The following is a 23,134-nucleotide window of genomic DNA, read 5'->3' as shown; positions in this document are numbered from 1 at the left end:
CGTCTTCTTCAACCCAGCACTATTCCACGCCGCCGGCCACAACAAGTCCGCGGACGTCCTGCGTATGGCAAATCTTCTCCAGGTGTCGTCGGCCTTCGGTCGAGCCCTCGGAACCATCGACCGGGAGGCACTCGTCAACGCGATCTATCCTGCACTGCTCGCTCTCAGCGAGGCGGGGTCCGACGAGGCAGTTCGGTGCGCCGTCGCCGCCTCGGCCGAGGGCTACGCCTTCCCGACCAATCTGGACCGAGACCAACCGATCGACGGCCTCGCGCCTCAGACGCAGGCCGAACTCGTGACGGAGGCGGTTCGCGAGCGGATCTCACCTGATCGACTGGCCGATCTACTGAAGGCACAGTCCGAGAGACGAATGAGCTGAGGAGACTTGGCAGGACGGCCTGACCACAGCGAAGGAGTCCCTGTGTCGAATAGCCGCGCGTTTTTCGCACTGATGTTGGGCCATGCGCCGTCCGGAATGGCCGAAATGCCATTTGAAGGCGGTCGGTCGGTACGCTCGAAGCATGGGGTGGGACTTGTTAGTGCTGTTCGCCATGATCGGCCCGTTGGCCGTATTCGGGTGGGCGGCTGTCCGGGCGAAGCGCCGCGGACTCGGCGGATCGTTCGTCGGGCCGTTTCAGGAGATTTCGATCCCGGCGCTGCGCGAGCCCAGACCGTCATCGAACAGATCGCGGAACTACCGGACCCTGCGGACTCCGGCGACCCGGACGACGACGTGCCGTACACAGTCACCTACGAGGGTGTTCGACTCCACATCAACCCAGGTCAGGCTCGACAGCGTGGAGGCGAAGGGACCGCCAAGCGAGCTGAGTGAAAGTTGCACCAGATCCAATGTTCAGACAGCGGTCCGCGACGCCCGAGAGTAAATCGGCAATGTACTGCAGTGAGAAACACAACGGTCGAACGCGAACACTCTCGTTGCGTTGGGCAGGAGCAGAGCGGAACATGAACCTCATGCCTGTCTCCGAACTTCTCCGCCTAGGTACCGCGCAACCGATCATTCGCTGGGGCACCCCTGTCCTTCATGCGCCTGCTCGGCCAGTGACTGAATTCGGCAGCGATCTCCAAGATCTGCTGGCAGACATGTTCGCTACCAACACCGCCGCACACGGCGCAGGACTCGCAGCTCAACAGATCGGCGTCGACCTCGCGGTGTTCATCTACGACTGCACCGACGAAGTAGGGACGCAACGCACCGGCGTCGTCTGCAATCCGGTCGTCGACCTTCCTGAAGGAGTCCACCGGCAGCTAGTCGACTACGGCGAAGGCTGTCTGTCCCTTCCCGGTTCATACACTGACCTCGCACGACCCGACTTCTCCACCTGTCGCGGAAACGATCAATACGGCAACTCGATCGAAATCACTGCAGGTGGCACCCTCGGGCGCTGCTTCCAACACGAGACTGACCACATCAACGGCATTGTCTTCGGCGACCGACTTCCAACGCGCAAACGCAAACAGCTCTATCGCGACCACGACGAAGTATCGGACCAATACACAGCCCATTGGCCGGCGTGTCAAGCGACCAGTCGGCTTAGAGGTGGAACCAGATAGCCCTACGCCGTTGGCCGGCCGAACCACATGGACAGCTGAGTATCCAACTCCGCCTGCGAATCCCCGACCCATGCCACATGACCGTCCGGCCGAAGCAGGACAGCCGGAGCGTTCAATTCAGTGCTTGTGTCAACGATGTGGTCGGCGCGATCGCTCCAACCATCGACGGACAGTTGGCCACCCTGGTCGAGAAGAAGTCCGCGGCCGGATCGCATCAGGTCGTACAGGTTGCCGCGCGTCAACGCGATGTTCCGCAGCCTCCGACCGAGTAGGTCGTCACCTTCGCCGAAGTCGTAGCGAATCGAGATCGCAGTGATCTTCTCGGTCAGATAGCGCTTGACGTCTTCGAATTCCATCAGCTCGGAGATCAAGCGCCGCACGGCTTGTGGACCGGCTGCGGTGGAGATCAGCTCCGCCTGCGCGCGCGTGTTGTCGAGGACGTCGGCAGCCACCGGACGCCGTTCCGATTCGTAAGTGTCGAGCAGGCTCTCCGGCGCCCAACCGTTGATCTCTGCGGCGAGCTTCCAGCCGAGGTTGAAGGCATCTTGGACACCGAGATTGAGGCCTTGTCCGCCCATCGGTGGGTGGATGTGTGCGGCATCGCCGGCGAGGAACACCCGGTCGCGCCGGTAGTGCTCCGCCAGACGGGTGGCGTCACCGAAGCGCGAGAGCCACCGCGGTGAGTGCACACCGAAGTCGGTGCCCGCAATGGCCAGTAGCTGTTGCTTGATGTCGTCGAGGGTGGTGGGAACCGCGCGACCGTCGGCAACTTCGGCCGCGGGGACCACGACGCGAAAAGCACCATTGCCGGCGGGACCGACTCCGAATCGTTTGTGCGTTTCTCGGATTTCGGCGACAACGGCGGCCAGTTCATCAGCGGGCATGGTCACGTCCATTTCGCCGATCAACGTGTCGGCGCTCGACGGCTCGCCGGGAAACCCGACGTCGATCAGCTTCCGAACAGTGCTGCGGCCGCCGTCGCAGCCCACGAGATAACGCGCGTGAAGTGTTGTGCCGTCGGACAATTCCGCTGTGACGCTATCGGTATCTTGACGGATCGCGACGACGCGCTTCCCTCGCTGAATGTCCGCACCGACTTCGGTGGCATGTTCGGCAAGAATCCTGTCGATCTCGGGCTGAGGTATTCCCAGTACGTACCCGTGGGCAGTATCGAGGTGCGCGGGTGCCGGTTTGCTGATCCCCGCGAAGAATCCACCGAGCGGATACTTGCGGCCGTGCGCGAGGAACTTGTCCAGCAACCCGCGCTGCTCCATGATTTCGATGCTGCGCACATGGATGCCGAGGGCACGGACGAACTGAGTCGGCTCCTCGTCCTTGTCCACGACGACGACATCGACGCCCTGCAGCCGGAGCTCACCTGCCAGCATCAATCCAGTTGGTCCAGCACCGACAATGATGACGTCACTCATGCGATCCCCTCCTCCGGGCAAGGCTTTTGCTTGCTCGCAGCAGACGAGTGTGCACCATCACCGGGGCCTTGCCGCAAGCCCCGGGTCCCGCGTTATCATGAAGGTGGCGGAAGACGCTTCATCATCGGCGCACCAACACCACAGCACCTGTATCGCGTGGGAGCCGCCAACTCTCGATCACCGTCGGCACCAGCATGGCCCCGAGAACACCCAGCGTCAGAGAAAACGGCACTCCGCCGCTCAGATCCCCCGACTCCGCCAACGGTGTGCAGAGCGTGATCACCAACGCGGACAGTGCAATACCTAGACCGGATGCCAACTCTTGCAGCGTTGCATGCAGAGTATTGGCATCGGTCAGCTCACCCGAGTCGACGTCGGCGAACGCCAAGCTGTTGTACGCGGTGAACCCGATGGATCGCAACGCGCCACTGACAAACAGTGCAACAGCGATAACGACGTCCGGTGTCGTCGACGAGATCAGTACCAGCGCACCGAAGCACACCACCGACAGAACTCCGTTTCCCACCAGAACTCGTCTGATCCCGAATCTGCGCATGAGCGGAGTGGTGAGCGGTTTGATCGCGATATTCCCCGCGAACAGAGCCATCACCAGCAGACCGGCCTTGAACGCCGACATTCCGAATCCCACTTGGAACAACAACGGCAGCACAAACGGCACGCCCATGATCACGAGCCGGTACAGCGAGCCGCTCGACGCGACGAGCCGAAACGATCGAAGTCGGAGGACGCCGAGCGCGATGAGCGGATGATCCGACCGGACGAAGTGAATGACGGCCAAGCTCAACAAGATCAGAGCCGCAACGATCCCGAGGCCCACTCTTAGCCAGTCGGTTCCGGCACTGTGCACGCTCTCGAGCGCCACGACAAGCACTGCGACGCCTGCTCCGATCACCACCAATCCCAGCCAGTCAAGGCTCCGTTTCTGCGTTTGCCGAATGTCGGGCACCATGCGCAATGCCAGCATAAACCCGACGATCCCGATCGGAACGTTGATCAGAAAGATCCAGCGCCACGAAGCGATCGACACGATGGCTCCACCCACAGCGGGCGCAAGAACCGGCGCTGTGAGCGCCGGCCACGTCAAGTAAGCGATAGCCCGTACGAGTTCCGCCTTCGACGTCACCCGCAATACTGCGAGCCGCCCTACCGGCACCATCATGGCGCCGCCTACCCCTTGTAAAGCACGCATTCCCACCAGCATCGGGAGGGAGGTGCTCAGTGCACATCCCACCGATGCCACCGCGAAAACGGCTATGGCAGAGATGAAGACACGTCGCGTTCCGAACCTGTCGGCCATCCATCCGCTCGCCGGGATCAGGACGGCCAACACCAGGAGGTACGAAGAAACGGCGACATTGACGTCGACGGCATCAACTCCGAAAGATTGGGCGATCGACGGCAGTGCCGTTGCGAGAATCGTCGCGTCCAGCATCTCCATGAACAGCGCTGCTGCCACGAGCAGCGCCAGTCCGCGGGGAAATGTCACTGCACCAGAGCCTTTCGGAGGGGCTGTGGATCAGCCGAGAGAAATCCAGCTGCCGGAGGTCACCGAGGCGACCATCGCGTCCAGGGCCTGTGCGGACGCGACTGCATCAGCGATGGTCGCGCCCTGCGGCGCTCCGTCCACGATCGAGGCGATGAAATTGCGAGCCTCGATCACTTTCAGGTCGTCGTAGCCCATCGCGTTGGCCGCGCCAGGCTGGAAGCGGCCGAACTCACCGGACTCGGGGCCGACCAGAACCGTCGTGACGGATTGGTCCTGATACTTCGAGCCGAGGCTGGTGCCCAGTTCACCCATCCGGCGGTAGTCCCAGAACACGGCACCCTTCGTGCCGTGAACCTCGAATCCGTAATTGTTCTGCTCTCCCACGGCGACGCGGCATGCTTCGAGGGTGCACCGGCCACCCGAGCCGAGGCGCAGCAGTGCGCTGACGAAGTCTTCGTTCTCGACAGCCCCCATCTCCCCACCGCTGGCCCGCGCATGTCCACTGGTAGCGGCGGACGGACGCGCACGCTCCGGGATGAAGATCGCAGTATCCGCAACGAGAGCGTCGACGTCACCGAGAAGATGACGAATCAGATCGATGCCGTGCGAGGCCAAGTCGCCCAGGACGCCGGCGCCGCCGCGTTCACGCTCGTATCGCCAACTCAAAGCACCTTCAGGGTGGGCCGCATAGTCGCTGAGGAAACGAAAACGCGAGTGCGTGATCGTGCCCAACTCCCCTGAGTCGATCAGGCTTTTTGCCAGGGCCACAGCCGGCGCGTTTCGGTAGTTGAAGCCGACGGTCGACTGCACACCGGCCTTCGAGACTGCTACGGCAACAGCTTTGGCGTCTTCCGTGGACAAGCCGACGGGCTTCTCGATCCAGATGTGTTTGCCGGCCTCTGCCATTGCGACGCCGATTTCACGGTGCAAGAAGTTCGGGGCCGTGATGCTCACCGCGTCGATGGCCGGATCGGCTGCGATATCGCGCCAATCCTGGGTGAAAGCTTCGAAACCGAACTGGTCCGCTGCTTCCTCCCCTCTGCCAGGCACCTCGTCGGCGACGGCGGCCAGGCGGATCACGGGAAGCTGCGGATAGTGCTGCCGCAGACGCAGATACGCCTGCGTGTGGACGCGGCCCATCCATCCGAATCCGGCAACTGCTACTGAAATGCCTGTCATGAGGCTCCGTTCGGGTCAAATGATCGAAGGATCGCAGAAATGCTGGGATCACAAATCACCCCACTGACTCGGTCAGGCGGGTACTCGTGTCACCGGGATCGAGATCTAGCGGTCGACCACGGTGGTGTCGAAGTAGTAACGCGACGCTCGGTAGCAGTGGCTGCCGTACTCGACGGCGCTACCTGAATCGTCAAATGCAGTGCGGCTCATGGTCAAGAGGGCAGCACCCACTTTCTCGTCGAGCAATCCTGCTTCTTCGCGAGTCGCCGCCCGAGCGCCGATTCGCTGCCGCGCGACACGGATGTGAACGCCGCGAGTTCGCAAGGTTTGGTACAGCCCCTGCGTCTCCAACTCCTCGGGATCGGGTGCGATGTCCACCGGAATGTAATTGGTCATCACGGCAAGCGGTTCGCCGTTGGTGCTTCGCAGACGCCTGATGGTGGCCACTTCGGCGTCAGGTTCGAGGTTGAGTTCCGCGGCAACGTCCTCGGCGGGAACTCCCACCGTGAACTCGAGCAGCTTGGTCGTCGGCGCCTGGCCGGCCCTCGCAAGGTCGTCGAACAGGCTGGTGAGCTCGACCGGGCGGTGCACCGGACTTTGCACCACCTGAGTTCCGACTCCCCGCTTACGAACAAGTAGGCCCTTGTCCACCAGTTCCTGGATCGCGCGTCGAGTGGTCGGACGTGAGAGATTGAGCCGCTTGGCCAACGCCAGTTCGTTCTCGAAGCGATCACCTGGGGCAAGTTCGCCACCGAGAATAGCGCCCTCGATTGCCTGGGCCAGCTGAAAATACAGCGGCACCGGGCTCGAGCGGTCCAACTCGACGGCGAGTGCTGCGACCACGGCCAACTCCGATCTGTCTTGGGAAGGCGCCGTATCGACGCTACTTCTCTCGGCAGTGTATGCGAACACTAACATTCACTTGACCGCAAGTCATAATGTCCAGACAAACTATTGACAATCGCTGTGTCGCGGCGCACAGTTTCAGTCATACAACGGTGCCCTGCGCGGGCAACCCACCACGAACTCTCGGGAGTCAGTCTTGACAAGCATCAACACTCACCAGAGCGGGTCACACATCCCTGACGCACCCTTCGACGTGCTCGCCATCGGCCGATCAGGGGTAGACATCTACCCACTTCAAACCGGTGTCGGACTCGAAGACGTCGAGACGTTCGGCAAGTTCCTCGGCGGCAGCGCAGCCAATGTCTCGGTGGCGGCCGCGCGTCTCGGTCGGCGAGCAGCATTGATCTCCGGCGTCGGCAACGATCCCTTCGGGAAGTTCGTCACACGCGAATTGGCACGTCTCGGTGTCGACAACAGGTTTGTCGTCACCAATTCCGAGTACCCGACACCGGTGACGTTCTGCGAGATCTTCCCCCCGGACGACTTTCCGCTGTACTTCTATCGCAAGCCGCATGCGCCCGATCTTCGGATCACCCCGCAAGACATCGACCTCGACGCCGTTCGAACAGCGTCCCTCTACTGGTCGACTGTGACGGGGCTGTCCGAAGAACCGAGCCGCAGCGCACACTTCGCCGCTTGGAAAGCCCGCGAACGCCGCCCGCTGACCGTTCTAGACCTGGACTACCGCCCGATGTTCTGGTCGACGCCGCAGGACGCGACCACGCAGGTACAGCGCGCCCTCGCACACGTAACGGTAGCCGTGGGGAATCGTGAAGAGTGCGAAATCGCTGTCGGTGAGACCAACCCGAACAAGGCCGCGGACGCGCTTCTCGACCTCGGAGTCGAACTGGCCATCGTGAAGCAGGGCCCGAAGGGTGTACTCGGCAAAACACGAAAGCAATCGATCACCGTGCCGCCCAACGCCGTCGACGTGGTCAACGGGCTGGGCGCAGGCGACAGCTTCGGCGGATCACTGTGCCACGGACTGTTGGCCGGGTGGCCGCTGGAGAAGGTACTGCGGTACGCCAACGCGGCCGGCGCGATAGTCGCATCTCGGCTCGAATGCTCCACTGCGATGCCGACCGCCGAAGAAGTCCACGATCTCGCCGAAGCCACAGCCACGGAGGCAGTCAATGTCTGACAAGCTCGCCGCCCGCCCCCTCGCCACCACCTACGCCGAAGTGACGGAACTGCGTGCGAGCGATCCGCAGATCATCGAAAAGGCCTGGGCAGCGCGAACTCCTCGCGCCACTGTTCGAGGCAATGGTCGACTGATGATCGTCGCTGCCGATCACCCGGCCCGTGGGGCACTGTCTGTCGGTGGCAAGCCGACAGCGATGAACAGTCGTACAGATCTGCTCGACAGATTACGCACTGCGCTCGACAATCCCGGAGTCGACGGCGTTCTCGGCACCGCGGACATTCTCGACGATCTGCTCCTCCTCGGCGCCCTCGACGACAAGGTCGTCTTCTCGTCGATGAACCGCGGCGGCCTGGCAGGCGCCAGCTTCGAACTCGACGACCGCATGACGGGTTACACCGCGGCCGGTACCGCAAAGTTCGGTATGAACGGCGGAAAGATGCTGCTGCGCATCGCACTCGACGACGCGGGCACTCTGCCCACCATGACGGCATGTGCGGAAGCCGTGGACGAACTGGCCGCGGCCGGACTGATCGCGATGCTCGAGCCGTTCCTCTCCAGTCGCGTAAACGGCAAGGTGGTCAACGATCTCAGCCCCGACGCCGTCATCAAGTCCATCCATATCTCCCAGGGCCTCGGCTCCACCTCGGCGTACACGTGGATGAAACTGCCGGTCGTCGACGAGATGGAACGCGTCATGGATGCGACCACCCTCCCGACGCTCCTCCTGGGGGGAGATCCGCAGATCGCGCCGGAAGAAACGTACGCAAAGTGGGACGCTGCACTTCAACTGCCGTCCGTGCGCGGACTGATCGTCGGACGCGCGCTGCTCTACCCACCCGACGGCGACGTCACCGCGGCCGTCGACACCGCAGTCAAGCTCGTCCACTAGAACCGACCTGGCAGGAGCAAGATGTTCAGCAAGTACTACGTCCCCGCCGGATCGTCCGCCGACGGTGATTTCACGACAGTGGTCACGCCGGAGTCCGCCGGGTGGACCGAATCCAGCTTGTGGACACTCGAACTCGCCCCTGGCGCTGACGTCCACCTGCAGTCCGGCGAGAACGAGATCATCGTCGTTCCACTGGCGGGTTCGGCCGTGGTTGTTGCCGAGGGGACGGAGATTCCCCTGACCGGCCGCGCATCGGTTTTCGACGGTCCGAGCGATTTCGCGTACGTCGGTCGCGACGCCGACTACTCGGTCAGCAGCACGGGCGGAGGCCGCTTCGCCCTGTGCGGAGCGCGCGCCGGCGCCAAGCTCCCCCATCGCTACGGTCCGGCTTCAGGAGTTGCGGTCGAGCTCCGCGGCGCCGGGAACTGCAGCCGACAGGTTCACAACTTCGCCACTGCAGACACCTTCGAGGCCGACTCCATCATCGCGTGTGAGGTCATCACCCCCGGCGGGAACTGGTCGTCGTATCCCAGCCACAAACACGACGAGAACAGCGACGTCGAATCGGCCCTGGAAGAGATCTACTACTTCGAGATCGACAGAAGCCCCACCGGGACCGAAGGTTTCGGCTACCACCGCGTGTACGGAACCGCCGAGAGACCTATCGAGGTGCTCGAGGAAGTCCGCTCGGGCGACGTCGTCCTCGTGCCGCACGGCTATCACGGCCCGTCCATCGCAGCGCCGGGCCACCACATGTACTACCTCAATGTCATGGCAGGTTCGGGCAAGATCCGGGCGTGGAACATCTGTGACGATCCGCAACACACCTGGCTACGTGGAAGCTGGGATCACCAGGACATCGACCCTCGACTGCCGTTGCAGTCCCACAACTGACGGAAGTGAAAGCTGTGGCACCCACCAACAACGCAACCGGCAATCGTCCACCTCGCGACGAGCCGACCGTATACCTCACCGTTTCTCAAGCTGTCGTCCGCTTCCTCGCCAACCAGTACACCGAACGCGACGGCCAGCGCACCAAGCTGTTTGCCGGCTGCTTCGGAATCTTCGGGCACGGCAACGTCGCCGGACTGGGGCAGGCACTCTTGCAGGCCGAGATCCAGGATCTCGACGCCGGCCGTGAGCCGACACTCCCCTACGTGCTCGGCCGCAATGAACAGGCGATGGTGCACTCGGCTGTCGCGCACGCCCGCATGAAGGACCGCCTGCAGACGTGGGCGGTCTCGTCCAGCGTCGGCCCCGGTGCCACCAATATGATCACCGGCGCGGCACTGGCCACCATCAATCGTCTACCTGTATTACTCCTTCCCGCAGACACTTTCGCGACCCGCGCCAGTGCCCCCGTCTTACAGGAACTCGAACTCCCGTCGAGCGGCGACGTCACAGTCAACGACGCTTTCAAACCCGTCTCACGATACTTCGATCGGGTATGGCGCCCGGAGCAGTTGCCGAGCGCTCTGCTCGCCGGGATGCGCGTTCTCACTGATCCCGTCGAGACCGGCGCGGTCACCATCGCCATCCCGCAGGACGTGCAGGCCGAGGCTTTCGACTGGCCCGAGTCCTTCTTCGCCGAACGGGTGTGGCACGTGGCCCGCCCGCTCCCCGAACGATCGGTGATCGAACGCGCCGCCGCGATCATCCGCTCGGCTCGCAAGCCACTGATCGTCGCCGGCGGCGGCGTGATCTACAGCCAGGCCACCGACTCTCTGGCAGCGTTCTGCGCGCAGACCGGAATCCCCGTGGGGCAGAGCCAGGCCGGCAAGGGTTCATTGGTCTACGACCATCCACAATCCGTCGGGGCGGTGGGGTCCACCGGCACCACTGCTGCAAACGCACTGGCCACCGAGGCTGACGTCGTCATCGGAATCGGTACGCGGTACAGCGATTTCACGAGCGCGTCCCGCACCGCGTTCACCAATCCCGACGTTCGCTTCGTCAACATCAACGTCGCATCACTGGACTCCGTGAAGCAGGGCGGAGTCAGCGGGGTCGCCGACGCACGTGAGGCCCTCGACGCGCTGGCACTTGCACTGAACGACTACCGGGTGGACGAGGAATACGCGTCCAGGATCGGTGACCTCGCTCGCGATTGGGATGCGATCGTCGAATCCGTCTACAACCCAGCCGAACCCGCTGCCGACAGGTCACTGAATCAGAATCAGGTGATCGGCCTGGTCAACACGCTGTCCGATCCACGTGACGTCGTGGTGTGCGCTGCCGGGTCCATGCCGGGTGACCTCCACAAGCTGTGGCGAACCCGTGATTCCAAGGGGTATCACGTCGAATACGGGTACTCGTGCATGGGATACGAAGTTGCCGGCGGTCTAGGCGTCCGCATGGCGTGCCCCGATCGCGACGTGTTCGTGATGGTCGGCGACGGTTCCTATCTGATGATGGCCACCGAATTGGTCACCGCCGTACAGGAACGCCTCAAGGTCATCGTCGTCCTGGTGCAGAATCACGGATTTGCCTCCATCGGTTCACTGTCCGAGTCGCTGGGTTCCCAACGCTTCGGCACGCAGTACCGCTACCGCTCGAATGACGGACGTCTCGACGGAGGGGTTCTCCCGGTCGATCTGGCCGCGAACGCCGCCAGCCTCGGTGTCGACGTCATCCGCGCCAACACCACTGCCGAGTTCGCCGACGCGATCAAGGTTGCCAAAGCAAGCGACACCAGCACCGTCATCCACGTCGAAACCGATCCGCTGATCGGCGCCCCGGACAGCGAATCCTGGTGGGATGTACCGGTATCGGCCACCTCCGAACTGGAGTCCACCAAGAAAGCACGGACAACGTACGAGTCCTGGAAGAAGATCCAGCGACCGTACCTCCGTCCATCCGAATGAAAATTCCGCACAACCACACCCCATAAAGCTTGCCCGCGAAAGGAATCTAGACATGAGCGCGATTCGCGTCGGATCAGCCCCCGACTCCTGGGGCGTGTGGTTTCCGGACGATCCACAGCAGACCCCTTACACACGATTCCTCGACGAGGTATCCGCGTCGGGATACGAATGGATCGAACTCGGCCCGTTCGGATACCTTCCGACCGATCCAGCCAAGTTGACGGACGAACTCGGCGCCCGCGGCCTGAAGCTTTCGGCCGGTACCGTTTTCGAACACCTGCACCAGGACGATTCCTGGGATGCCGTCTGGAATCAGATCAAGGACGTCGCCAAGTTGACCGCAGCCGTCGGCGGCAAGCACGTGGTGGTCATCCCTGAGATGTGGCGCGACCCTTCCACCGGAGCGGTACTCGAAGACCGCAATCTGACGCCCGAGCAGTGGCGTAAGAAAACCGACGGCATGAACGCTCTCGGGAAGGCAATGCTCGAGGAGTACGGCGTCATGGCGCAGTACCATCCTCATGCCGACAGTCACGTCGACATCGAAGACAACGTCTACAAGTTCCTCGAAGGGACCGACGAGCGTTTCGTGAATCTGTGTCTCGACACCGGCCACATCAGCTACTGCGGCGGCGACAATCTCGCAATTATCAACAAACATCCGGAGCGCATCGGGTACCTACACCTCAAACAGGTGGATCCGGCGATAGTCGCCAAGGTTGAGGCGGAGGACCTGCCGTTCGGTGAGGCCGTCAAACTCGGTGCCATGATCGAACCGCCGCGCGGAATCCCCGACATGCCGCCGCTTCTGGAGGCCATCGAGAAGCTCGGCATCGACGTGTTCGCGATCGTCGAGCAGGACATGTATCCCTGCCATCCCGACACACCGCTGCCCATCGCAGCGCGCACTCAGAAATACCTGTCCACCTGTGGCGTCCCCGCCGTCCGCTTCAACTGAGCAACACAATCGAGGAGTACCACCGCATGTCTGACAACCAGGATCTCCGGATCGCAGTGCTCGGCGTCGGCATCATGGGGGCCGATCACGTCGACCGCATCACCAACAAAATCGGCGGTGCCCGCGTCACCGTCGTCAACGACTACTCTCTCGCCCGCGCCGAGGAAATCGCAGCACTGACGCCAGGGGCGCGCGTCGTCGTCGATCCGTTCGATGCCATCGCAGCCGAGGACGTCGACGCCGTTGTTCTCGCAACCCCGGGCCCGACCCATGAGAAGCAGGTTCTTGCCTGCCTCGAAGCGGGCAAGCCTGTTCTCTGCGAAAAGCCGCTGACCACCGACGCGGACAGTTCGCTCACGATCGTCAAAGCCGAAGCAGCGCTGGGCAAGAAGCTGATCCAGGTCGGCTTCATGCGGCGATTCGACCACGAATACACCCAGCTCAAGGATTTGATCGACAGCGGCGATCTCGGTCGCCCGCTCGTGCTGCACTGTGCGCATCGTAATCCTGCGGTTCCGAAGGGTTTCGACAGCGCGATGATCGTCAAGGACTCACTCGTCCACGAGGTCGACGTGACACGATTCCTGCTCGACGAAGAGATCACCTCGGTGCAGATCATCCGACCGGCCGCGAATTCGCTTGCTCCCGAGGGCATTCAAGACCCACAGATCGCGATATTCGAGACCGAGTCCGGTAGACACGTCGACGCCGAGGTGTTTGTCACCACCGGAGTTGCCTACGAGGTGCGCACCGAAGTTGTCGGCGAACTCGGAAGCGCGATGATCGGACTCGACGTGGGACTGATCCGAAAGACCAAGCCCGGCAACTGGGGTGGGCAGATCACCCCAGGATTCCGCGAACGCTTCGGGCAGGCCTACGACACCGAGTTCGCCCGGTGGATCAAGGCAGTGAAGACGGGCGCCGGCACCGGCAACTACATCGACGGACCAGGTGCTTGGGACGGGTACGCCGCGGCCGCTGTCTGCGCCGCCGGTGTGAAGTCTCTGGAGACGGGTCAGCGCGTCGTCGTGGACATGGTTGCGCGCGACTCTGTGGCCGGAGCTTAGCGATGAAGGTCGCACTCGACCCCACACCTCTCCATCACGATTACTCACTACTCGAGCTACCTCAGGTTGTTGCCGATCTCGGGTACGAGTACCTGCAGCTCACACCGCACGTCGACATGATCCCGTTCTTCAATCACCCGAAAGCCGACGACGCGCTCGTCACCGAGTTCCGGAAGGCCTGCGCGAGTGCGGGAGTCGGCATCGCGTCGGTGCTCCCGGTCCTTCGGTGGTCCGGCCCGGACGAGGACGCTCGCGAAGCAGCCGTGCGTTACTGGAAGCGGGCCATCCAGATCACGGTCGACCTCGGTGTCAACGTCATGAACACCGAATTCTCCGGCCGCCCCGAAAAGGCCGAAGAGTCCGAGCGTGCGTTCTATCGTTCGATGGAGGAACTGGTTCCGATCATCGAACGCGAGGGAATCGACGTCCTGATCGACCCCCACCCGGACGATTTTGTCGAAGACGGACTAGCCGCGATCCGCACGATCCGTGGTGTGAACTCCAAGAACCTCGGCATGGTGATCGTGGCGTGCCACCAATTCCACATGGGTGGGGACCTTCCCGCCATCATGGAGGCCGCCGGCGACATGGTCCGACTCGTTCACGTGGCGGACACCATGGATCATCACCGTTCCCACGGACTGCGCTACATCACCAACCCGCCAGGCAATGCCGTTCGAGTGCATCAGCATCTCAAAATCGGTGACGGAGACGTCAACTGGGACGAATTCTTCGGCGGTCTCGATAAACTCGGCTTCTACGAACGTGAGAACACCGTGATGGTGTCGAGCGTCTTCGCCGAGAACGAAAACGCGCACGAGGTTTCCCGGTACCAGCGCGAGACGATGAACGACTACGTCGCCAAGTACACCTCCCCGAACTCCTGAGTCACCAGACCACTAGGAAATACCATGACCAGCACTGATACTCGTGTCATCGCGCACTGGTTGGACGGCAAGCCGTTCGCCGGAACGTCCGAGGACACCGCCACCGTCACCAACCCCGCCACCGGACAGATCACCGGCCGACTGGCCCTGGCGAACCTCGAGGACGCCCGCGCTGTCATCGACGCGGCTGCGGCGGCCTTCCCCGCCTGGCGTGACACCTCACTGGCCCGGCGCACACAGGTACTGTTCAGCTTCCGCGAACTCCTCAATGCTCGCAAAGGTGAACTCGCCGAGATCATCACAGCCGAGCACGGCAAGGTTCTCTCCGACGCCCTCGGCGAAATCAGCCGCGGGCAGGAAGTTGTCGAATTCGCTTGCGGAATACCGCATCTCCTCAAGGGCGGATACACCGAGAATGCATCGACCAAGGTCGACGTCTACTCCATCCGCCAACCCCTCGGCCCCGTCGGCATCATCTCCCCCTTCAACTTTCCCGCGATGGTCCCGATGTGGTTCTTCCCGGTCGCCATTGCCGCCGGGAACACCGTGATTCTCAAGCCCTCGGAGAAGGACCCCACCGCCGCGATCTGGCTCGCCGAACTCTGGGCCGAAGCCGGTCTGCCTCCTGGTGTCTTCAACGTCCTCCAAGGTGACAAGCTCGCCGTCGACGAACTTCTGGAAAACAAAGCAGTCAAAGCGATTTCGTTTGTCGGATCCACCCCCATCGCCCAGTACGTCTATGCCACCGGCACCGCCAACGGCAAACGCGTGCAAGCACTCGGCGGCGCCAAGAACCACGCCATCGTTCTGCCGGACGCCGACCTCGACCTCGCCGCCGACGCAATGGTCAACGCGGGATTCGGCTCCGCGGGCGAACGATGCATGGCGATCTCCGCCCTGGTCGCAGTCGGCGACATCGCCGACGAACTGGTTGCCAAGATCGTCGAACGCACCACTCCCCTCGTCACCGGTGACGGCACCAAGAACTCCGACATGGGTCCGCTCGTCACCAAGGCCCATCGCGACAAAGTCGCGTCCTATGTCGATGCCGGCGAGAAGGACGGTGCCACGATCGTGGTCGACGGACGCACAGTTCAGGCCGATGGTGGACCGGACGGCTTCTGGCTCGGGCCCACCCTCATCGACCACGTCACCACCGACATGTCGATCTACACCGACGAAATCTTCGGACCTGTCCTGTCCGTCGTGCGTGTCGATACCTACGACCAAGCCCTCGAACTGATCAACAACAACCCGTACGGAAACGGCACCGCCATCTTCACCAACGACGGCGGCGCTGCCCGACGCTTCCAGAACGAGGTGGAGGTCGGAATGATCGGCATCAACGTCCCCATCCCGGTTCCCATGGCCTACTACAGCTTCGGCGGCTGGAAGAACAGCCTCTTCGGTGACACCCACGCTCACGGGACAGAAGGTGTTCATTTCTTCACGCGAGGTAAAGCCGTCACCAGTCGCTGGCTCGACCCCAGCCACGGCGGAATCAACCTCGGATTCCCCGAGAACAGTTAGCCGGCAAGACATCTGTGGCCGAGACTCTCGAAGAGTCTCGGCCACAGATGTTTTCGAGAGGTCTACGTGACCGTGGGGTGGTACGTCAGTACTTGAACTCCGGATTCGTACCGACGATCGTCCTTCAACTCGAGGACGATCTTGTCGGCCGATTCGGGGAACACTCTCCCGCCGGACCCGAGAATGACCGGGAAGACCATCAGACGAAGCTCGTCGACCAGACCGGCCAGCAACAACGCGTGGACGAGCGTCCGACTTCCCGCGACCAGGATCTCGCCGTCGATCTGCTCCTTGAGCTTCGGGACAGATTCCTCGATGGGACCGTCGAGCGCCGTCGAGTTGTTCCATTCGAGCGGTTCGGTCGAACTCGTGACGACGTACTTGGGCATCTCGTTCATCTTGTCCGCAAAGCCTTGGTCGTCCTCGCGCTCGGGCCAGGCACCGGCGAAGCTCTCGTAGGTCCGCCGCCCGAGCAGAAGGACGTCCGCGGCGAGGGTTTCGTCGAGTTTGAACTTCATCTGATCGCCCTCCTGGTACGGAAAGACCCATCCAGTGTGCGCATAACCCGGTTCGCCACCGGGAGCTTCCATCACCATGTCCAAGGACACGAATTCTGTCACCACGATCTTGCCCATACCGATCCCCTGTCGTCAGTGCGTGTGCGCCATTCGAGTAGCCGACTACCCCACTGTTACAGACTCTGCGTGGTGGTGGAACTCATCGGCGGCGATCTCCGATTGTCACCACATAAAGACGTCAGCACACAACCCAGGCACCGTTCTCCTTGATCAACGTGATGTCTTCGCGCATCATCTCGGACGGATCCTCGGTGCTGTAATGGCGAGTGTTGGCTGTCGCCGAATCCCCGTTCACGACGATGTTCTCCACTCCGTCCAGCCTCAGACTGGCAAGTGCGTCGTCGAACGGCGACTCTTCGACTCGCGGACTCTCGCTGCGCATCGAACTGCATTGAGTGCTGTCCACTGCCTCCCAGTCCCTTTCGGCCATGAATTCGAAACTCTGACCGACGACCGCAGAGATTTGGCTCTCGGCCGACGGTTCCGAATCGCCGGAACATCCGACGACAGCGGTCAATGCTCCAACGAGCGTCATTGCCGCGAGCGTCTGGCGTCCACGCGTGCCTGCGAAGTTCATCCGTCCACTATGACCGATGTACAAACCGAATCGCCTGTTTTCGATCCCTCTGCTTGCGTGGCGATTCGGACGTTCCCTCAGGTTCGCATACCCTCGTATATCGATGATGTGGCGTCGAAAGCGTGCAGTGGCAGTAGCCGGAACAGTGCTCTCAGGGAGCATTGCGTTTACCGGTGTCGTAGGGACCTCGGGAGTGGCCGGCGCCCAACCGGCCCCGCCGCCGCCCACCACCACCACCGAAGCGCCGTTCACAACACCCAACACCGACAGCTGCCCGTTCACGAGTAGCCCGGCACCGGCGATCGATCTCTCCGAAGCACCCGCGCCCGGATCCACGGCCCCGACTGCTGTCCCGATTCCGGAAAGCCCCGTCGGTGGAGACAAGCTCGGCGAGTGCGGTGTTGTGCTCCCTGACGGCGCTCCCCCGCTCCCGGCCGACATCGCGGCATCAGGATGGGTACTCGCGGACGCCGAAACCGGCGAGGTCCTCGCCGCCAAAGATCCGCACGGTCGCTACCGCCCGGCCAGCACCATCAAGATGCTCTTGGCTCTTGTCGCGCTCGACGAACTCGATCTCGACACCGAAATCACCGCAACGGCCGAAGACGCGGACGCTGAAGGTAGCGCTGTCGGCATCGGCAAGGGCGGCAAGTACACCAACCGGCAACTGATGCAGGGTCTGGTCATGGCGTCGGGAAACGATGCCGCGCATGCTCTTGCCCGCCAACTCGGCGGTGACGCTGCAGCCGTGTCGAAAATGAACGCGCTCGCGGCCGAACTCGGCGCCCTCGACACTCGCACGGCAACTCCATCCGGACTCGACGGCCCGGGGATGAGCAGCTCGCCGTACGACCTGGCCGTGATTTTCCATACCGCCCTGCAGAATCCGACGTTTGCCGGTCTGATCCATACCGAGACCGTCGAATTTCCCGGCTTCCCCAAGGATCCGACGATTCCCGACGATCAGGACCGCCCCGGATTCACTCTCGCCAACGACAATCAGCTGCTCTACAACTACGACGGCGCATTGGGCGGCAAGACCGGCTTCACCGACGACGCCCGCCACACGTATGTGGGTGGCGCGGAGCGTAACGGCCGGAAACTACTGGTGACATTGATGGGCGGCGAAGCCAAGCCGATCCGTCCGTGGGAACAAGCTGCCCGTCTACTCGACTACGGATATGCACTCCCCGCGAGCACAACCGTCGGCTCGTTGACGGACCGATCCACCGACGATGCCTCGCCCGAGGTCACTCGCACACCGTCTGCCGCTGCACCAGGCTCGATCTCGGCTGCACCCACCGCTACCGACGCCGAATCCGACACCACTGACCGCATACTCATCGGTGCGGTCGGCGGAGTAGTGGTGATCGCGCTGGTGGCGGGAGCCGTTGCCCTCAACCGTCGGAGGCGCTAGCGCGGCCGACGACGCATGAAGCCCGAAAGACCCAGGCCGGCAACCGCACCCGTGGCGATCAGCGCAGCCACGCGAGACGGTGAAGCACCGTCACTGACAACGATTCGCGGCGAGATCACGGCGGGATCCGGCGGCGGAACGAACGCCAGGGCCATACTTTCCTTGGTCGTCGCCGCCCACGCCGTGCAGAACAGCAGCATCCGTGACGCCGTGAACACGAACACGAGCAAACCGATGATCGGACCGAATGCCACGCCCGCTGGTCCGTTGGTGACGGCAGCGAGGTAGATCGCACCCACCTGCTTGAAGATCTCGAACACAACTGCGGCGATAAGCGCTGCCTGCGCAGCGCTACGCAGCGTGACAGGCTCGCGCGGCAGCCGGGCGATCACCCACAGGAACACCGCCCACGTCGCCAGGAGTGAGAGCAACAGTGAAATGACTCTGAGCCCCACGCCGACACCGGTGATGTTCTCGAGGTTGAGCCATTTCACGATCTGAGTCGCAACCGGCCCACTGCTCAGCGCCGACATTCCCAGTGAGACGACCATGGCGAGAGCCAGACCGACGAGGGCCCCCGCGTCACCAAGTTTGGTACGTACGAAACCCTTCGGCTCGCGCTTGCTCTCCCACATCGCCGTCAGCGCGTCGCGAACGTTTGCCATCCAACCGAGACCCGCGTACGCGGCACCCAGGAGACCGAAGATTCCGACGCTCGCGCGCGAGTCGATGGCCGAATCGATCAGCGTGTTGATGGTGTCACCCAAGCTGCCCGGAATGCTCTTGGTGATCTGCTCCTGAATCGACTCCAGGTACTCGGGATGCCCGGCCAATACGAAACCGGCCACTGCAAACGCGACCATCATGATCGGAATCAACGCGAGAACGCTGAAGTACGTGATACCAGCAGCGTAATAGTCGCCTTTTTGCTCTTGAAACCGTCCGGCCGCGCGAACCAGATGATCGAGCCAGGGTCGCGCTGCCCGTTGCTTCTCGAGAAAGCTCGGTGCGTCGTCGTCCGTGTCAGCCATTGCCGTCCCCCTCATGTTCGGTCAGGCGTCGTGAGTCCGAATTCGCGTAAGTCAGCCCTTCGGTGCCAGGAATCCGACCTTGTCATAGACAGCGGCGAGAGTGCGTGAAGACACCTCACGGGCGCGGTGCGCTCCAGCCGCGATGATGCGATCCAGCTCTGCCTCGTCGGCAAGGTAACCGTCGACCTTCGCCTTGAGTGGGGTGACGAACTCGGTCAGCACGTCAGCGGTATCGGTCTTGAGGACGCCGTACCCCTTGCCCTCGTAACCGGCCACCAGAGTCTCGATCGGTACTCCCGAGAGAGCCGACTGAATGGTGAGCAGGTTGCTGACGCCCGGCTTGGCCTGCGGGTCGAAACGAATCTCGCGCTCGTTGTCGGTGACGGCCGACTTGATCTTCTTCGCCGACACCTTCGGATCGTCGAGCAGATTGATCAGTCCGGCCGCACTGGCAGCGGACTTGCTCATCTTCGCGGTCGGATCCTGCAGGTCGTAGATCTTTGCCGTGCCCTTGATGATCTGCGGCTCGGGAACGACGAACGCCTTGCCGTAGCGGGTGTTGAACCGTCCGGCCAGATCGCGTGCGAGTTCGAGGTGCTGACGCTGATCCTCACCCACCGGAACTCGCTGCGGGCGGTACAGAAGGATGTCCGCGGCCATCAGAACCGGATACGTGAACAAGCCGACACTGGCGTTGTCGCTGCCTTGCTTGGCGGACTTGTCCTTGAACTGCGTCATACGGCTGGCTTCACCGAAACCGGTGATGCAGTTCAGGACCCACGCCAACTGTGCGTGCTCGGGAACCTGACTCTGTACGAACAGCGTCGCCCGATCCGGATCGATCCCCACCGCAAGGAGCTGAGCCACCGCAACCTTGGTGCGACGACGCAATTCCTTCGGGTCCTGCGTCACCGTGATGGCGTGAAGATCCGGAATGAAGTAGAAAGCGTCGAAATCGTCCTGCAACGGAACCCACTGCTGCAGCGCACCCAGGTAGTTGCCGAGGTGGAAAGAATCCGACGTCGGCTGGATTCCGGAAAGCACGCGAGGCTTTGCGGTGGGCTTCTGTTCTGCAGGGGTCGACATGGTTCCGATCTTTTCACGAGTGGAAATCAGTGCAGTGGCGTGGTGCCCGGGTAGTCGAGTTCGACGAGGTCTTCACCGTGGGCGGTGAGGTCCTCCGCACCGAACTGGTAGACGGTCCGGAAAACGACGGGTTCCCATTCTTCGGCGTAGAAGTCCATCGTTTCGCAGAACCACTCCAACTGATCCTGTTGCTCGGACAGTAGAGAACCCGCGCCTCGGACCACAACTACATATCCGGCGCCGAGTCCGAGGACGTCGTCGAGATCGCGCATGACGTCGTCGAAAGCGTCTTTGTTTCGCCCGAAGTGGGACGGAAACTGGAAGGCTGCCGCAAACTCGTCGAAGACCTGCGCCGTTGTCCGCATGTTCTCTCCGCGAACCACCCGAACGACAAAATTCTCGGCACGGAGTTGACGTGCAAGATCATCTGCAACGGCCGGGTCGCTCTGCAGCGCCACCGAAGCCACATCCGAAGACGGATCCAGCCACTGCGCCACGCTGACCGTAGACGAATCGGACATCAGCGAATCCTCACAAACGTGTCGTAGTGATCGAGGGTGTACCACGCCGAACCGTCGTTGCCGGTGACGATTCGCTCGGCGTCGCGTCCTTGGCCGTTCTTCTTCGGGTTCACGTCCCATTCCTGATAGACGACACGTCCGCCACCGGCACCGACAGCGGGTAGACGTCCTTCGCTGTTGCGGAAGGTGATGCCGCCCTTGGTGCCCGGCGCATTGGCGGAATCCGGCCACCTCCCGGCGTCGATCTCCACCAGCGTGGCGAGCACTCGCGCCGGCGCATCGCTGTTCGTCTGCTGCGTTGTCTTGACAGCGGAGCTCGAGGGCACGGAACTCGACGGCGCAGCCTTGGTGGTGGCGCCAGGCTTGGCTTGAACACTCGAGGACTGGGCACTCGAGGACTTCGTCACCGACGACGCCGAACTGTCGGAGTCACGTGAAGAAAGGGTGACCGCCAGCACGAGCGCAACCACCGCCACCACGACGGTGATGATGGCGTTGCGCGTCTTTGCGCTCGGCATTTTCAGACCTTCAGACATACGCGTCTCTATCGGTACGAGACGGTGACAGGCGCATGATCCGACCAACGGAGGTCGTAGGACTCAGCGCGTTCCACGAGCGCGACCTTGGCCCGCTCGGCGTATCCGCGAGTGGCAACCTGGTAATCGATACGCCAACCCGAATCGTTGTCGAATGCCTTTCCGCGGTACGACCACCACGAGTACGGGCCGTCGACACCCGGATGGAGGGCGCGGAAGACGTCCACCCACGCGGAATCTTCGGCGAACAGCAGATCCATCCAGGCGCGCTCCTCGGGGAGGAATCCCGAAGACTTCTTGTTGGTCTTCCAGTTCTTGAGGTCGAGTTCGGTGTGCGCGATGTTCCAATCGCCGCTGACCACCACGTGACGATCGGCAGCCTCGGCCGCCGCAGCGGTGGTAGCGAGGTGAACTGCGAAGGACGCCATGAACCGCTCCTTCTCCTCCTGCTTCGGCGTGAGCGCCTCACCGGAGGGCAGGTACAGGCTCGCGACGGTCAGATCGGCGAAGTCGGCTTCGATGTATCGACCGGCGTCGAGAAACTCGTCGTCCCCGTGACCGATCCGCACCGCGTCAGGTTCCGTGCGTGAGAGCACCGCGACTCCGTTGCGTCCCTTCGCGGACGGCTCGGCGGAGACGAGGAACCATCCGTTGCCGAGCGCTGGTTCGAGAGTCTCGCGAAGCTGATCGTCCGACGCACGCGTTTCCTGAAGGCAGATGAAATCCGCCGACGTCTTCTCCAGCCAGTCGAGCATGCCCTTGCGGGCAGCTGCTCGAACGCCGTTGACGTTCACGGACGTGATGGTGTGGGGCGCAAGAATGTGGGAGTCAGCAGTTTGTGGCACGGCAAGCACCGTAGCCGATTCCACCGACGCGGATGGGCGCCCAGGTCAGCGCGCGGCCCTACGCTGCAGAATCACCGCTACCGCCAGCACGACGAGACCCGCGACGGCCAGCAACGACCCCACCGCTGCCGGCGCGGTGTACCCGTAACCGGCTGCGATGACGACGCCGCCGATCCACGCTCCGAAGGCGTTGGCGATGTTGAGTGCGGCGTGATTGAGAGACGCGGCCAAGGTCTGAGCATCCTCGGCGACATCCATCAACCGTGTCTGGAGGCCAGGCACCATCGACGACCCGGCGAGCCCGATGAGGAAGACGAAGATCAGTGCCGTGTACGGATTGCGCACGGCCATCACGAAGACCGCGAGGATCACAACGAGGGATCCCATCGACAGGAACAAGCCCTTCATCAGTGCGCGATCCGCGAGGTATCCACCGACGAAGTTGCCGGCCACCATGCCCAGTCCGTACAGCATGAGTGCGAGGGGAATGAACGAAGCGCCAAGCCCGGACACGTCGGTGAGAGTCGTACTGATGTAGGTGTAGACGGCAAACATCCCGCCGAATCCGACCATGCCCACGATCAGGGTCATCCACACCTGAACGCGGCCC

23 protein-coding genes and 1 pseudogene are annotated in these 23,134 nt (G+C 62.5%); 12 read left to right on the top strand and 12 right to left on the bottom strand.

What is annotated here, in order from left to right; genetic code table 11:
- The 3 genes and pseudogenes from A2J01_RS36350 to def all read left to right on the top strand — a co-directional run.
- Positions 1–379 (top strand): annotated as a pseudogene (locus A2J01_RS36350) (phytanoyl-CoA dioxygenase family protein); the annotation flags it as partial.
- A 198-nt stretch (positions 380–577) separates the two neighbouring features.
- A complete protein-coding gene (locus A2J01_RS10830) occupies positions 578–832 on the top strand; it encodes a hypothetical protein (RefSeq protein WP_231915764.1) in 255 nt (84 codons plus the stop codon).
- 131 nt (positions 833–963) lie between these two features.
- On the top strand, positions 964–1,572 hold the full coding sequence (gene def, locus A2J01_RS10825) for a peptide deformylase (protein ID WP_228232563.1): 609 nt from the start codon (positions 964–966) through the stop codon (positions 1,570–1,572).
- A gap of 2 nt (positions 1,573–1,574) precedes the next feature.
- Here def and iri read toward each other — a convergent pair whose 3' ends face one another.
- The 4 genes from iri to A2J01_RS10805 form a co-directional block, all read right to left on the bottom strand.
- A complete protein-coding gene (gene iri / locus A2J01_RS10820; protein WP_064112675.1) occupies positions 1,575–3,002 on the bottom strand; it encodes a rifampin monooxygenase Iri in 1,428 nt (475 codons plus the stop codon).
- 121 nt (positions 3,003–3,123) lie between these two features.
- Entirely contained in the window at positions 3,124–4,509 is a 1,386-nt protein-coding gene (locus A2J01_RS10815; protein ID WP_082900840.1) for an MFS transporter, read from the bottom strand.
- A 30-nt stretch (positions 4,510–4,539) separates the two neighbouring features.
- Positions 4,540–5,688 (bottom strand): Gfo/Idh/MocA family protein, encoded by a 1,149-nt coding sequence (locus A2J01_RS10810; RefSeq protein ID WP_064112674.1) that lies wholly within the window; start codon positions 5,686–5,688, stop codon positions 4,540–4,542.
- A 105-nt stretch (positions 5,689–5,793) separates the two neighbouring features.
- Positions 5,794–6,531, bottom strand: coding sequence for a GntR family transcriptional regulator (locus A2J01_RS10805; protein ID WP_003941006.1), 738 nt, complete (start codon positions 6,529–6,531; stop codon positions 5,794–5,796).
- Between the two features lie 199 nt (positions 6,532–6,730).
- Between A2J01_RS10805 and iolC the strand changes: the two genes are divergently transcribed.
- The 8 genes from iolC to A2J01_RS10765 are packed head-to-tail and all read left to right on the top strand — an operon-like array spanning position 6,731 to position 15,933.
- Positions 6,731–7,735 carry a 5-dehydro-2-deoxygluconokinase gene (iolC, locus tag A2J01_RS10800; RefSeq protein ID WP_197494203.1) on the top strand — a complete coding sequence of 335 codons (1,005 nt, stop codon included), beginning with the start codon at positions 6,731–6,733 and terminating at the stop codon, positions 7,733–7,735.
- A complete protein-coding gene (locus A2J01_RS10795) occupies positions 7,728–8,627 on the top strand; it encodes a Cgl0159 family (beta/alpha)8-fold protein (protein ID WP_021332504.1) in 900 nt (299 codons plus the stop codon). The genes iolC and A2J01_RS10795 overlap by 8 nt, the downstream gene beginning before the upstream one ends.
- A gap of 21 nt (positions 8,628–8,648) precedes the next feature.
- Positions 8,649–9,521: a 5-deoxy-glucuronate isomerase gene (gene iolB, locus A2J01_RS10790; protein WP_064112673.1), complete on the top strand. Its 873-nt coding sequence runs from the start codon at positions 8,649–8,651 to the stop codon at positions 9,519–9,521.
- Between the two features lie 14 nt (positions 9,522–9,535).
- Positions 9,536–11,491: a 3D-(3,5/4)-trihydroxycyclohexane-1,2-dione acylhydrolase (decyclizing) gene (gene iolD / locus A2J01_RS10785; protein ID WP_064112677.1), complete on the top strand. Its 1,956-nt coding sequence runs from the start codon at positions 9,536–9,538 to the stop codon at positions 11,489–11,491.
- Positions 11,492–11,543: 52 nt separating this feature from the next.
- On the top strand, positions 11,544–12,449 hold the full coding sequence (locus A2J01_RS10780; protein ID WP_007727370.1) for a sugar phosphate isomerase/epimerase family protein: 906 nt from the start codon (positions 11,544–11,546) through the stop codon (positions 12,447–12,449).
- A 26-nt stretch (positions 12,450–12,475) separates the two neighbouring features.
- Complete coding sequence (locus tag A2J01_RS10775) at positions 12,476–13,516, top strand: Gfo/Idh/MocA family protein (protein ID WP_054188147.1); 1,041 nt, start codon at positions 12,476–12,478, stop codon at positions 13,514–13,516.
- A gap of 2 nt (positions 13,517–13,518) precedes the next feature.
- On the top strand, positions 13,519–14,403 hold the full coding sequence (locus tag A2J01_RS10770; RefSeq protein ID WP_064112672.1) for a sugar phosphate isomerase/epimerase family protein: 885 nt from the start codon (positions 13,519–13,521) through the stop codon (positions 14,401–14,403).
- 24 nt (positions 14,404–14,427) lie between these two features.
- On the top strand, positions 14,428–15,933 hold the full coding sequence (locus A2J01_RS10765; RefSeq protein WP_003941032.1) for a CoA-acylating methylmalonate-semialdehyde dehydrogenase: 1,506 nt from the start codon (positions 14,428–14,430) through the stop codon (positions 15,931–15,933).
- 62 nt (positions 15,934–15,995) lie between these two features.
- Here the strand turns inward: A2J01_RS10765 and A2J01_RS10760 are convergent, their stop codons facing one another.
- Positions 15,996–16,568, bottom strand: a complete 573-nt coding sequence (locus A2J01_RS10760) for a dihydrofolate reductase family protein (protein ID WP_003940686.1) — start codon at positions 16,566–16,568, stop codon at positions 15,996–15,998.
- 121 nt (positions 16,569–16,689) lie between these two features.
- Positions 16,690–17,088, bottom strand: coding sequence for an Rv0361 family membrane protein (locus tag A2J01_RS10755; protein ID WP_021343646.1), 399 nt, complete (start codon positions 17,086–17,088; stop codon positions 16,690–16,692).
- A gap of 103 nt (positions 17,089–17,191) precedes the next feature.
- Between A2J01_RS10755 and A2J01_RS10750 the strand changes: the two genes are divergently transcribed.
- Complete coding sequence (locus tag A2J01_RS10750; RefSeq protein ID WP_082900841.1) at positions 17,192–18,505, top strand: D-alanyl-D-alanine carboxypeptidase family protein; 1,314 nt, start codon at positions 17,192–17,194, stop codon at positions 18,503–18,505.
- Here A2J01_RS10750 and yhjD read toward each other — a convergent pair.
- The 6 genes from yhjD to A2J01_RS10720 all read right to left on the bottom strand — a co-directional run.
- Positions 18,502–19,536 carry an inner membrane protein YhjD gene (gene yhjD, locus A2J01_RS10745; protein WP_050654860.1) on the bottom strand — a complete coding sequence of 345 codons (1,035 nt, stop codon included), beginning with the start codon at positions 19,534–19,536 and terminating at the stop codon, positions 18,502–18,504. The genes A2J01_RS10750 and yhjD overlap by 4 nt on opposite strands.
- A 51-nt stretch (positions 19,537–19,587) precedes the next feature.
- On the bottom strand, positions 19,588–20,622 hold the full coding sequence (gene trpS, locus A2J01_RS10740) for a tryptophan--tRNA ligase (protein ID WP_064112671.1): 1,035 nt from the start codon (positions 20,620–20,622) through the stop codon (positions 19,588–19,590).
- A gap of 26 nt (positions 20,623–20,648) precedes the next feature.
- Entirely contained in the window at positions 20,649–21,143 is a 495-nt protein-coding gene (locus A2J01_RS10735; RefSeq protein ID WP_030535081.1) for a barstar family protein, read from the bottom strand.
- Complete coding sequence (locus A2J01_RS10730) at positions 21,143–21,661, bottom strand: ribonuclease domain-containing protein (protein ID WP_050654908.1); 519 nt, start codon at positions 21,659–21,661, stop codon at positions 21,143–21,145. The genes A2J01_RS10735 and A2J01_RS10730 overlap by 1 nt, the downstream gene beginning before the upstream one ends.
- Before the next feature lie 26 nt (positions 21,662–21,687).
- Positions 21,688–22,533, bottom strand: a complete 846-nt coding sequence (locus A2J01_RS10725) for an exodeoxyribonuclease III (RefSeq protein ID WP_080712672.1) — start codon at positions 22,531–22,533, stop codon at positions 21,688–21,690.
- Between the two features lie 36 nt (positions 22,534–22,569).
- A partial coding sequence (locus A2J01_RS10720) for an MFS transporter (RefSeq protein WP_156519240.1) occupies positions 22,570–23,134 on the bottom strand: 565 nt, incomplete at its 5' end.

It is taken from the genome of Rhodococcus sp. EPR-134, from assembly GCF_001647205.1.
Lineage (GTDB): Bacteria > Actinomycetota > Actinomycetes > Mycobacteriales > Mycobacteriaceae > Rhodococcus_F > Rhodococcus_F qingshengii.
The sequence above is the reverse complement of the archived record's forward strand: the minus strand, read 5'-3'. Positions and strand labels throughout refer to the sequence as shown.